The organism is Paenibacillus pinihumi DSM 23905 = JCM 16419 (assembly GCF_000422505.1).
Lineage (GTDB): Bacteria > Bacillota > Bacilli > Paenibacillales > Paenibacillaceae > Paenibacillus_D > Paenibacillus_D pinihumi.
Genome location: NZ_KE383864.1, coordinates 738,663 through 750,845, shown reverse-complemented (window position 1 = coordinate 750,845; position 12,183 = coordinate 738,663). Strand labels below are relative to the sequence as shown.

At 53.8% G+C, this 12,183-nt stretch carries 9 protein-coding genes; all 9 read left to right on the top strand.

The features are described 5' to 3' along the window. Positions 1 to 127: 127 nt before the first annotated feature. The 9 genes from H583_RS0117605 (at position 128) to murA (ending at position 12,163) form a co-directional block, all read left to right on the top strand. Positions 128 to 2,068, top strand: a complete 1,941-nt coding sequence (locus H583_RS0117605) for a stage V sporulation protein D (RefSeq protein WP_028561623.1) — start codon at positions 128 to 130, stop codon at positions 2,066 to 2,068. Between the two features lie 74 nt (positions 2,069 to 2,142). Then, entirely contained in the window at positions 2,143 to 3,630 is a 1,488-nt protein-coding gene (locus H583_RS0117600) for a UDP-N-acetylmuramoyl-L-alanyl-D-glutamate--2,6-diaminopimelate ligase (RefSeq protein ID WP_028561622.1), read from the top strand. Further along, on the top strand, positions 3,627 to 5,051 hold the full coding sequence (locus H583_RS0117595) for a UDP-N-acetylmuramoyl-tripeptide--D-alanyl-D-alanine ligase (protein WP_028561621.1): 1,425 nt from the start codon (positions 3,627 to 3,629) through the stop codon (positions 5,049 to 5,051). Before H583_RS0117600 ends, H583_RS0117595 begins: the two co-directional genes overlap by 4 nt. 4 nt (positions 5,052 to 5,055) lie before the next feature. Then, on the top strand, positions 5,056 to 6,018 hold the full coding sequence (mraY, locus tag H583_RS0117590) for a phospho-N-acetylmuramoyl-pentapeptide-transferase (protein WP_028561620.1): 963 nt from the start codon (positions 5,056 to 5,058) through the stop codon (positions 6,016 to 6,018). A 104-nt stretch (positions 6,019 to 6,122) separates the two neighbouring features. Then, positions 6,123 to 7,553 (top strand): UDP-N-acetylmuramoyl-L-alanine--D-glutamate ligase, encoded by a 1,431-nt coding sequence (gene murD / locus H583_RS0117585; RefSeq protein WP_028561619.1) that lies wholly within the window; start codon positions 6,123 to 6,125, stop codon positions 7,551 to 7,553. Positions 7,554 to 7,599: 46 nt separating this feature from the next. Further along, positions 7,600 to 8,697 carry a stage V sporulation protein E gene (gene spoVE, locus H583_RS0117580; protein ID WP_028561618.1) on the top strand — a complete coding sequence of 366 codons (1,098 nt, stop codon included), beginning with the start codon at positions 7,600 to 7,602 and terminating at the stop codon, positions 8,695 to 8,697. 7 nt (positions 8,698 to 8,704) lie between these two features. Further along, the gene (murG, locus tag H583_RS0117575; RefSeq protein ID WP_028561617.1) at positions 8,705 to 9,805 is read left to right on the top strand and encodes an undecaprenyldiphospho-muramoylpentapeptide beta-N-acetylglucosaminyltransferase; all 1,101 of its coding nucleotides are present in this window, start codon (positions 8,705 to 8,707) and stop codon (positions 9,803 to 9,805) included. Positions 9,806 to 9,958: 153 nt separating this feature from the next. Then, a complete protein-coding gene (gene murB / locus H583_RS0117570; RefSeq protein WP_028561616.1) occupies positions 9,959 to 10,864 on the top strand; it encodes a UDP-N-acetylmuramate dehydrogenase in 906 nt (301 codons plus the stop codon). Between the two features lie 15 nt (positions 10,865 to 10,879). Beyond that, a complete protein-coding gene (gene murA, locus H583_RS0117565) occupies positions 10,880 to 12,163 on the top strand; it encodes a UDP-N-acetylglucosamine 1-carboxyvinyltransferase (RefSeq protein ID WP_028561615.1) in 1,284 nt (427 codons plus the stop codon). Positions 12,164 to 12,183 lie beyond the last annotated feature (20 nt).

The following is a 12,183-nucleotide window of genomic DNA, read 5'->3' as shown; positions in this document are numbered from 1 at the left end:
TCCCCCTGATTTACCGAATAGGCTGAAATTGTAGCGACTTGCTGCCAGAGCAGGAGAGCGTCCTGGTTAAAGGTGCTGTCCGGCTTGGCGGGTCAGACAATGAGGCTGCTTCGGAAGGGGGAGGCTTGTGAGAGTATCCAGTGTTACAGTCAGAAGAAGACTATTGACGGTGCTTGTATGTGCAATCATTGCTTTTATAGCTTTGGTAATCAGGCTGGGCTATGTGCAGCTGGTTAAAGGGACTGAGCTCGCCGAAAAGGCGGAGGATTCGTGGAGGCGCAATATTCCTTTCACGGCCAAACGGGGAGAAATTTTGGATCGCAACGGGGAGAGGCTGGCTTACAATATCAGTTCGCCGTCGGTCATGGCTATTCCGGTACAGGTGAAGGAAAAGGAGACGACCGCCCGGTTGCTCGCCAAGGTGCTTGATATGTCTGAAGATAAAATCTATCAAATGGTAACCAAACGCCAGTTCATTGTGAATATTCAGCCTGGAGGCAGGAAGATAACGCTGGAGAAGGCACAGGAAATCCGCGATATGAACCTGCCTGGGATTGTTGTCGCCGAAGATAACAAACGCACGTATCCGTACGGGGAACTGGCGGCCCATGTGCTTGGTTTCACAGGAATTCAAAATCAGGGCCTGACCGGGGTTGAGCAGATTTATGACAAGCGGCTCAGCGGTATCTCCGGAAGTGTATCCTTTCTCTCGGATGCCGCCGGCAGGCTAATGCCCGGTTCGAGCGATACGTATCAGAAGCCGCGTGATGGACTTAATTTGCAGCTTACCCTTGACAAGCAGGTCCAGATGATCATCGAGCGGGAGATGGAGCAGGCGATGGTTCAGCACCAGGCGAACAGTGTGCTTGCCATTGCGATGAATCCGAAGACGGGGGAAATACTCGGCATGGGCAGCCGGCCGAGCTTTGTACCGGATAAATTTCGCGAAGTGCCTTCTGAGGTATATAACCGCAATTTGCCTGTATGGATGACTTATGAGCCTGGTTCCACATTCAAGATTATTACATTGTCTGCTGCACTGGAAGAAGGCAAGGTAGATTTGAAAAATGAGCGGTTCTTTGACCCCGGAGCCATTGAGGTGGGGGGCGCGCGGCTTCGCTGCTGGAAACGGGGCGGACACGGCTCCCAGACATTCCTGGAGGTTGTTGAGAATTCCTGCAACCCGGGATTTGTCACCCTCGGGAACCGGCTGGGCAAAGATACGCTGTTCCAATATATCCGCAACTTCGGATTTGGCACGAAAACAGGGATTGATATGCAGGGCGAGGCGTCGGGAATTTTGTTCAAGCCAAGTCAGGTCGGTCCGGTGGAGCTGGCGACAACTGCATTTGGCCAGGGAGTATCCGTTACCCCGATTCAGCAGATAACGGCTGTGTCTGCAGCCATTAACGGCGGCCGCCTTTACGAGCCCCATGTTGCCAAAGCCTGGATCAACCCCGAAACCGGGGAGACCGTTGAAGAAATCAAACCGAAGCTCGTGCGCGAAGTGATCTCTGAGGAGACATCGCGGCAAGTCCGGGGGGCGCTGGAAAGTGTTGTCGCCAAAGGAACCGGACGCAATGCCTTCATTGACGGATACCGTGTCGGAGGCAAGACGGGGACGGCCCAAAAGGTTATTAACGGCCGCTATTCTGCGAGCGAGCATATTGTCTCGTTTATCGGCTTCGCCCCAGCAGACGACCCGCAGCTCATCGTCTACGTGGCGGTCGACAACCCGCAAGGCATCCAATTTGGAGGCGTGGTGGCAGCTCCAATCGTTAAACGTATTATGACGGATGCGCTCATAGCGCTGAATATCCCCCGCCGCAGCGACCAGATCGAGCGGAAATACAACTATGGCGATACACCGATTGTGACCGTTCCTGATCTGTTAGGAAAGACGGTCTCTGAACTCTATGAGGATTTGAATATGAATTTTAATTTGGCTTCCGCAGGCACGGGCAATGTCGTCATCCGCCAGGCTCCTGCAGCCGGTGAACGGGTGGAGCGAGGCTCTACAATCCGGATTTATCTTGCCCAAGAGGATGATGGAAATCACGTCCATTGACAATAATGAAGACTAGCGGAATGATTAGGCTAGCGGCCTGATTTGAACGCTGCATACAGGAGGAGGCCAGTGCAATGAGACTGGATGAACTATCCGAACATTTATTAACTTCGCAGCTTATAGGGGATGGCTCCCTTACGATAAATGGAATCGAAACGGATTCGCGAAAGGTTGGTCCGGGCAGCCTCTTTATTTGCTTGCCGGGCCATACGGTAGACGGACATGATTATGCCGGAGAAGCAGTAGCACAAGGAGCTGCCGCGCTCGTGGTGGAGCGGCGCCTTCCGGCAGAAGTGCCGCAGCTCCTGGTAAAGGACAGCCGGCATGCTATGGCAGTGCTGTCCAATGCCTTTTTCAATTCGCCATCACGCCGGCTGAAGCTGATCGGAATAACAGGAACCAACGGCAAGACGACCACCACCTACCTGATTGAGCGTTTATTGAGTGATGCAGGCAGCAAGCCGGGCGTTATCGGTACGATAGAGATGCGCTACAACGGGCAGGTATTTCCGATGTCCGGTACAACGCCTGAGGCGCTGGAACTGCAGCGTTCCTTGAGTGATATGGCGCAGACGGGCACGGACTATTGTGTGATGGAGGTGTCTTCGCATGCTCTTGAGCAGGGAAGGGTGAAGGGCTGCCATTACCGGACGGCGATCTTTACGAACCTGACTCAGGATCATCTGGACTACCATGGTTCGATGGAGCAGTATGCAGCTGCTAAAGGGCTGTTGTTCTCCCGCCTTGGCAATGATTTTGGCCAGGCAGAAGGCCAGCGGTCATACGCGGTGTTCAACGCAGATGATCCGGCAAGCCGCTCACTGTCCCGGCTGACTTCTGCAGAAGTCATTACATACGGTATAGATGCGGAAGCGGATGTCCGCGCTTCTGAGATTAAGATAACAGCTAAAGGAACTTCCTTTGTCGTACATACGTTTAAAGGCAGTGTGGAAATTACGATGCAAATGGTCGGCAAGTTCAACATTTACAATGCTTTGGCGGCGATTACTGCAGGGCTAATCGAGGGGATTTCAATTGAGCAGCTGGGGCGCAGTCTGGAGAGTGTGCCCGGTGTACCCGGACGTGTGGAGGCAGTTGATGCCGGTCAGCCGTTTGCAGTCATTGTAGACTATGCCCATACGCCTGACGGGCTTGATAATGTGCTGCGAGCAGTCAAGGAGTTTGCAGCAGGCCGTATTGTGTGTGTATTTGGCTGTGGAGGCGACAGGGATCGGACGAAGCGTCCGTTAATGGGGAAAATTGCTGCCCGTTATGCGGATTACACCATAGTTACCTCTGATAATCCGCGGACCGAGGAGCCGTCCGGCATTCTGAAGGATATTGAGAAAGGGCTGCTGGAGGACGGTATTGCCGCAGAGCGCTACACGCTGATTGAAGACCGCAAGCAGGCGATTCAAAAAGCGGTTGAAATGGCAAGCCCTGACGATGTAGTATTGATTGCGGGGAAAGGTCATGAAACCTACCAAATTATCGGCAAGCAAACCATTGATTTTGATGACCGCCTAATAGCGAAAGAAGCGATAAGGAGTATTGGATTGTGATAAAAAAAACATTTGGCGAGCTGTCCGGCCTTTTGCAGGGAGCTAGTCTGACTACAATAGACGCGGCTGCAGCCGCCTTTGAAGGTGTGAGCACTGACTCGCGCCGAATTGAGGCGGGACGGTTGTTTGTGCCGCTGCAAGGCGATAACTTTGATGGACACGATTATGCCCGCGAGGCATGGGAGCGGGGAGCTGCCGGAGTGCTCTGGCAGGCGGATCATCCAGTACCGGAGCAGTTTGCAGGCTGGCCGCTTGTGCTGGTACCGGATACTCTGGCTGCACTGCAGCAGCTTGCAGCGGCTTACCGCAGGGAGCTGCCCGTCAAAGTGATCGGTATTACCGGCAGCAACGGCAAGACAACGACGAAGGACATGGTGGCGGCTGTTCTGGCCACCGTTTTTCGCGTCCATAAGACAGCAGGAAACCTGAACAACCATATCGGTCTGCCGCTTACGATTCTGGAGATGGCCGCTGATACCGAGGCTGCGGTGCTGGAAATGGGCATGAGCGGTTTCGGAGAGATTGAGCTGCTGTCGCAAATCGCACAGCCGGATGCGGCTATTATTACAAATATCGGGGATGCCCATTTGCTGCAGCTTGGCTCAAGGGAAGGCATTGCCAAGGCAAAATTGGAAATTGCCAGCGGGCTTAAGTCCGGCGGACTGCTCGTATTCAATGGAGATGAGCCGCTGCTGCATGAAGGAATTGTCCGGCTCCAGGGCATGGCTTCGTTTGAAGCACTGTCTTTTGGAGTACAGGCAGGCAATGACTGGAGAGCGGAAGGGATTCGAGTTACGGCTGACAGTTCCAGTTTTAGTCTGAGATGTGGCGATGCTTCATTGGATGAAGCGTTGTCCGGACTACATATTCCGGTTCCCGGAAGCCATAATGTGACGAATGCTTCAGCGGCTATCGCAGCTGGCGTGCGGCTTGGAGTACCTGTGTCCCGCATAGCGGGCGCATTATCATCATTGCGGATCAGCGGCATGCGGATTGAAGCTGTAAGGGCGGCCAATGGGGCGGTCGTCCTGAATGATGCTTACAATGCCAACCCGACTGCGGTAAGAGCTGCAGTTGATCTGGTAGAGCAATTGAAGGGGTTTCATACAAAGTGGCTTGTACTTGGTGATATGCTGGAACTAGGCCCGGAGGAAGCGGAGCTTCACCGGCAGATTGGCGCCTATATCCATCAGGGCAAGGCGGATCGTCTACTTACCTTGGGGCCACAATCTGAACGGACTGCCGAAGGAGCCGCAGAGGCGCTCGGGGTTGGCAGTGTCCGGCATTTTGCCGATAAAGCCGGGCTGATTGCGCTGCTGCAGGCAGAGCTGCGCCCGGATGACCTCGTGCTTGTGAAAGGCTCACGGGGAATGAAGATGGAACAAATTGTTCATGCACTAGAACAAGGCATAGGGGGGTGAGGATATGGACATGAAGGTCATTCTTATGGCGATGGGCGTTTCATTTTTACTTGCGGTTATTATCGGACCTTTGTTCATACCGCTGCTCCGAAGGCTGAAGTTCGGACAGGAAATTCGCGAAGATGGACCCCAGAGCCATCTGAAGAAGAAGGGAACGCCAACGATGGGCGGCATCATCATTATGGTTGCGCTCACGCTGAGCTTCCTTAAATTTTCCGACAAGACGACCGAGTTCTGGGTGCTGCTTGTGGCTTCGCTCGGCTTTGGCCTTGTTGGATTTTTGGATGATTATATTAAAATCGCCTTCAAGCGCTCGCTGGGACTGACAGCCAGACAAAAGCTTGTCGGCCAGCTGTTTTTCTCCATTCTGATGTGCGTGCTGCTCTATTCGATTCATCACAGTACGGCAATCTCTGTTCCGGGAACGCACTGGAGCTTTGACCTGGGGTGGTTCTACTATGTATTTGTGGTCATCATCCTTTTTGCGACGAGCAATTCCGTTAATTTTACGGACGGGGTGGACGGCTTGCTGTCCGGGACGAGCGCACTGGCATTTGGAGCTTTTACACTGATTGCGATGAACGTATCAGAGCCGGAGTCGGCTGTATTCTCTGCCGCCATGATCGGGGCGGTGCTGGGCTTTCTGGTCTTCAATGCCCATCCGGCAAAAGTGTTCATGGGAGATACAGGCTCGCTCGGGATCGGCGGCGGACTGGCTGCCGTAGCTATATTGACCAAAACCGAGCTGCTGCTTATTGTAATCGGCGGAGTGTTCGTACTGGAAATGCTATCGGTTATTTTGCAGGTTGGCTCGTTCAAACTGCGTAAGAAGCGGATTTTCAAGATGAGTCCGATTCACCATCATTTCGAGCTGTCCGGCTGGTCGGAGTGGCGTGTTGTAACAACCTTCTGGCTGGTTGGACTATTATTTGCCGCATTAGGTTTATTCTTGCACAGAGGGTTATAATGGGGTCATAGCATAAGAAGTTTAATATCAGGCTGATACCCGGCTGGGCAAAAGAAACCCCTTTTGTACCAGCCGGGTTTAACAGGTAAGGGGTTGCGAATAAGATGAATCATCCGAGTCTATACCGCGGACAGCAGGTCGTTGTCCTCGGTTTGGCCAAAAGCGGCGTCAGCGCGGCGAAAGTGTTTCACGCACTGGGAGCCAAGGTGGTCGTAAACGATAAAAAAACACGTGAACAGTGTCCGGAAGCAGGCGAGCTGGAGGCGGCAGGCATTGCCGTCATCTGCGGCAGCCACCCGGATGATCTAATAACAGAAGCCACAGCGCTTGTCGTCAAGAACCCGGGGATTCCTTATCAGGCTCCGCCTGTTCAGCAGGCGCTTAATCTGGGAATTGAGGTTGTGACTGAGGTGGAGGTGGCTTATGCGCTGTCTCCTGCTCCGATGATCGGGATTACAGGCTCCAACGGCAAGACGACGACCACAACCTGGATCGGTGAGCTTTTGCAGGCGGCGGGACTGTCGCCGATTGTAGCCGGCAATATCGGCACGCCGCTCTGTGAAGCGGCTACACGAGCGGAAGCGAGCCAGTGGATTGTGGCCGAATTGAGCAGTTTTCAGCTGAAAGGAACAGGCTCGTTCAGGCCGAAGGTCGCAGTGCTGCTCAATCTGGCTGAGACTCATCTGGATTATCATGGAAGCATGGAGGACTATGTTGCCTCCAAGGCGAAGCTGTTCTCCAATATGACGCCGGAAGATACGGCAGTGCTCAATTGGGATGATCCGATTTGCCGTGAGCTCGCGGCAGGGGTGAAGGCGAAGCTGCTTCCATTCTCATTGACACAACGCCTGGAACAGGGCGGGGCTTACATTGAACCGCCTTATCCGGCTGATGCCGGGGAAGCGGGGGATGCAGAACGGAAAGTCGTATACAGGGACAGTGAAGGCGTGGTGCATGAGCTTGTGCCGGTGAGCGAACTTGGCATTCCGGGACGGCACAATGCGGCAAATGCGCTTGCAGCAGTCGCAGCATCTCTGGCTGCCGGAGCTTCTGTAGAAAAGCTCTCCCGCCCGCTGCGTGAGTTTCGCAGCGTAGAGCACCGGCTGGAACTGGTCTGTACCAAAAACGGCATCACCTTTTACAACGATTCCAAGGCTACGAACCCGACTGCGACGACAATGTCCGTTGGATCGCTGCAGGGAGGAATTATACTGATTGCAGGAGGCCTCGACCGCGGCTCGGATTACATGGAGCTGCTGCCGCTTTTCCAAAAGCGGGTAAAGGGGCTGGTCGTTCTGGGACAGACGCGCGAGAAGCTGGCCCGTGTCGCGGAACTGGCAGGTTTAGCAAGCGTTATTATCGTCGAACCTGAAGAGGTAGCCGATGATACGCTCCGCGCCGCAGTCAGCCGCGCCGCCGCAATTGCAGAGCCGGGAGATACTGTATTGCTTTCTCCTGCGTGTGCGAGCTGGGACATGTTTGCTTCCTATGAACAGCGCGGGCGCATTTTTAAAGATTCGGCGCATACCTTGTAAGTAGGGGGCAAGTCCCTACTTTCTCACGCAAAGGGTGTTGAAGTGTATGGCCAAGTCAAGATCCGCACCAGATATATGGCTAATCGTCTCTATTTTGCTCATACTGACGATCGGCCTTATCATGGTATACAGCGCCAGCGCTGTGCTGAGCTTTAATGAATTCGGTGACTCCTTTTACTACTTGAAGAGGCAAATGCTGTTTGCCCTGCTGGGTGTAGGCGCGATGTTCCTGACGATGAATACCGATTACTGGGTATGGCGCAAGATTTCCAAGCCGGGACTGCTTATTTGCTTCGGTTTGCTTGTGCTCGTACTCATTCCTGGAATCGGTGTTGTTCGCGGTGGAGCGCGAAGCTGGCTTGGCATCAGCTCCTTTGGCATTCAGCCGTCCGAATTTATGAAGCTCGCCATGGTCATCTTCTTATCCAAGATGCTGGCGGACAGGCAGGGCCAGATTACGACATTTGCGAAGGGGCTGCTGCCACCGCTCTCCATTATGGGGGCTGCCTTCGGCCTTATTATGCTTCAGCCGGATCTTGGAACGGGTACGGTTATGGTTGGCGCGTCACTGCTGGTAATCTTCACGGCCGGCGCCCGGCTTGCCCATTTGGGCTCGCTCGCCCTGCTTGGCGTTGCCGGACTCGTTGGTCTTGTGCTTGCCGCGCCGTACAGGCTGCAGCGGATTACCGCCTTTCTTGATCCGTGGCAGGACCCGCTGGGCGCAGGATATCAGTCAATACAATCCTTGTATGCGATTGGCCCGGGAGGGCTGGTCGGACTTGGACTTGGCATGAGCCGGCAAAAGTATAATTATCTGCCGGAGCCGCAAACTGATTTTATTTTTTCCATTCTGGCCGAGGAGCTGGGCTTTATCGGCGGAATGACAATTATATTGCTGTTTCTGGTGCTGGTTTGGCGCGGCATTAGAGCAGCTATTACCGCGCCTGATTCATTCGGCAGCCTACTGGCAGTCGGCATTACCGGCATTATTGCGGTTCAGGTGTTAATCAATATCGGTGTCGTAATCGGGATGTTTCCGGTTACCGGCATCACGCTTCCGCTTGTCAGTTACGGCGGATCGTCCTTGACGCTCCTGCTGACAGCGCTAGGCATATTACTTAATATATCCCGCTATTCGAGGTGATGCATCCATGCGAATCGTACTGACCGGCGGCGGCACGGGCGGCCATATTTATCCTGCTCTGGCCGTCGGAAAACAAGTCCGGCAGGAAATACCCGAAACTTCTCTCCTGTATATCGGCACAACAAGAGGTCTGGAGTCCCGGATCGTGCCGGCGGAAAATATCCCTTTTGAAGCTGTGGATATTACGGGGTTCAAACGCAAGCTGTCCATCGACAACATCAAGACGGTCATCCGCTTCCTCAAGGCGGTGAACCGCTCCAAGCAGTTGCTGCGCAGCTTCAAGCCTGATGCGGTCGTCGGCACAGGCGGCTATGTATGCGGCCCTGTCGTATACGCCGCAGCGAAGCTTGGCATTCCGACCCTGATTCATGAGCAGAATGTCATTCCGGGTTTGACAAACAAGTTTTTAAGCCGCTATGCAGAAACCGTGGCGGTTAGCTTTGAATCTTCAGCCGACCATTTTGGCGGGAAGCATGTCTTGTACACCGGCAACCCTTGTGCTTCACAGGTTGTCCAGGCTGACCGCAGTAAAGGTTTCTCCTCGCTTGGCCTGGCCGAAGACCGCAAGATCGTGCTGATTGTAGGCGGGAGCCGCGGAGCGAAGGCTGTCAATGAAGCGGTATTCCAGATGCTTCCGAAGCTGTCCGGTCTGCCGGAGGCCCAGTTTGTCTTTGTTACAGGCGAAAGCTATTATGAGCAGGCCAAACAGCGCATCTCCGGGGGAGATATTCCTCCCAACTTGCAGGTTCTTCCCTATATTCATAATATGGCGCAGGTACTGGCGGCATCATCGCTGGTCGTCAGCCGCTCGGGGGCGTCCTCGCTGGCTGAAATTACTGCGCTTGGCATTCCTTCCATTCTTATTCCATCCCCTAACGTAACGAACAATCACCAGGAGCCCAATGCCCGCAGTCTGGAGGTTGCAGGCGCGGCTGAGATGGTGCTGGAGAGAGAGCTGAATGGAGACGATCTGTTCCGAAGAATTACGTCTATTGTTACTTCTCCGCAGCGTCTTGCTTCGATGAGGGAAGCGGCGCTTACACTTGGCAAGCCGGAATCGGCAAACCTGATTGTAACCGAGCTGAAACGAATGGGCGGCCGAAATTAGCCGCCCTTTAGCCCGTATGGGCCTTTGTCACACTCCCCTCCCGGAGGGCATAAGATACTTTATAATCGTGATCGCTTCCCTAGGCGTAAGCGATTGTCAAATCCGATACTTGAAACAGGCAATTCCTTATAACAGCACGAAGGAGGTCCAGCAATGCGACATTTTATTGATGAATTGAAGCAGTCAACCGCCTGCGAGATCAGGCTTAACGAACCGTTGGCCGAATATACAACCTGGAAAATCGGAGGTCCGGCGGATGTTCTGATTACTCCCGCAAGCAAAGAAGAGCTGGCAGACGTCATCCGCCTCATTCATAAACATAAAGTGCCATGGACCAATCTGGGCCGTGGTTCCAATCTGCTGGTCAGCGATAAAGGAATACGCGGCGCAGTCCTTCGTCTGGGTGACGGGATGAATTATGTTCGTTTTGATCAGGATCTGGTAGAGGCAGGCGCCTCCTATTCCTTTATCAAGCTGTCTGTCATGGCGGGTAAAGAGGGACTGACCGGATTGGAGTTTGCCGGAGGCATACCGGGTTCAGTCGGCGGGGCCGTCTATATGAATGCCGGAGCTCTCGGATCGGATGTTTCACGAATATTCAAATCAGCCGAGATTGTACTGGAGACAGGTGAATTGGTCCGGTACGGGCTGGAGGACATGGAATTTACCTACCGGCATTCCGTATTGCATCAGCTTAAGGGCATCGTGGTCAATGCCACATTCCAGCTTGCGAGAGGCGAAAAGGCACAGATTTCGGAAGCGATGTCTGCCAACAAAAAACGCCGGCTGCTGACACAACCGCTGCAAATGGCCTGTGCAGGCAGTGTATTCCGCAATCCGCCCGGCGATTATGCCGCCCGCCTGATCGAGGCATCAGGACTTAAAGGCTTACGCTGCGGCGGGGCAGAGGTATCTACGATGCATGCCAATTTCATTGTCAATACCGGCCAAGCGACGGCTGAAGACGTTCTTTCCCTCATGGCCAATATCCAGCGTAAAGTCAAGGAAGACAGCGGAATTGACTTGATACCCGAAGTATTGGCGGTGGGTGAGCGGTAAATCGGAGGTGATACATTGGACAAATTGGTGATTGAAGGCGGGAAACCTCTCTCAGGAACCATTGTTATCCAAGGAGCAAAAAATGCCGCATTGCCGATTTTAGCTGCCAGCATGCTGGTCGAAGGCACGGTCATTATTGACCATGTGCCGAAGCTGCGGGACATTGAGGTAATGCTTGACATTTTACGCGAGCTTGGCTGCCGGGCTGAACACAATGGCCAGACGGTTGTGCTGGATACATCTGCACTTCATTCCGTCCATATTCCGGAGGAGCTTATGCGGCAGATGCGTTCCTCGATTTTTCTGATGGGACCGCTGCTGTCCAGGTTCGGCGAGGTGCAGTTGTACCAGCCGGGCGGATGTGCTATCGGGGAACGCAAAATCGATATCCACCTTAGAGGCCTCAAGGCGCTCGGGGCAGAGATCGAGGAGTTTGGGAATCGTATGGTATGCCGTACAGAAGGTTTGAAGGGAACAGATATTCATCTGGATTTCCCGAGTGTCGGAGCGACCGAGAACCTGATGATGGCAGCCGTGCTGGCTGAAGGGACAACAAGGATATCCAATGCTGCACGAGAGCCGGAAATTCAGGATCTTCAGCATTTTCTGAATCAGATGGGCGCCAAGGTCATGGGGGCCGGGACGGATACGATTACGATAGAGGGTGTCGAATCTCTTGTTCCATGCCGCTATAAAGTCATTCCTGACCGGATTGTGACCGGGACGGTCATGGTGGCGGCGGCTGCTACGGGCGGGCAGGTTACCCTGCAAAATACGAATCCGGACCATCTCATATCACTCATTCATGTATTAAGGCGCTCAGGTGTTCAAGTGGCAGTTGACGGTGATATAATAAAGGTTGGCTGCCCGGGCAGACCGGGCGCAGTAGAGAGAATTGTCACAGCGCCATATCCGGCTTTTCCTACGGATCTCCAGTCCCAGGTCATGGTGCTGCTTGCGCTATCCGACGGTATCAGCGTCATGAAGGAGACAATCTTTGAAGGGCGCTTCAAGCACGTGGATGAGCTCTCCAGAATGGGGGCGGATATCCGGGTCGATTACAATTCGGCGGTTATCCGCGGGGTTCGCAGGCTGTATGGCGCGACTGTGGAAGCGACGGATTTGCGTGCGGGAGCAGCGCTGGTCATTGCCGGCCTTGCTGCCAAAGGCAAGACGGTCGTGGAAAATGTACATCATATCGATCGCGGGTACGATCAAATTGAAGAGATGTTCCGCCAGCTCGGCGCGCGGATTACGCGCTTTGCAGCGGTCTCTAATAATCAGGTCATATCGGGCTGAAAGGCTTTTCCATTTGTTGA

Coding starts and splice junctions, on each gene's coding strand:
- H583_RS0117600 (WP_028561622.1), top strand. CDS start 2,143: ATGAGACTGGATGAACTATCCGAACATTTATTAACTTCGCAGCTTATA.
- mraY (WP_028561620.1), top strand. CDS start 5,056: ATGGACATGAAGGTCATTCTTATGGCGATGGGCGTTTCATTTTTACTT.
- murD (WP_028561619.1), top strand. CDS start 6,123: ATGAATCATCCGAGTCTATACCGCGGACAGCAGGTCGTTGTCCTCGGT.
- spoVE (WP_028561618.1), top strand. CDS start 7,600: ATGGCCAAGTCAAGATCCGCACCAGATATATGGCTAATCGTCTCTATT.
- murG (WP_028561617.1), top strand. CDS start 8,705: ATGCGAATCGTACTGACCGGCGGCGGCACGGGCGGCCATATTTATCCT.
- murB (WP_028561616.1), top strand. CDS start 9,959: ATGCGACATTTTATTGATGAATTGAAGCAGTCAACCGCCTGCGAGATC.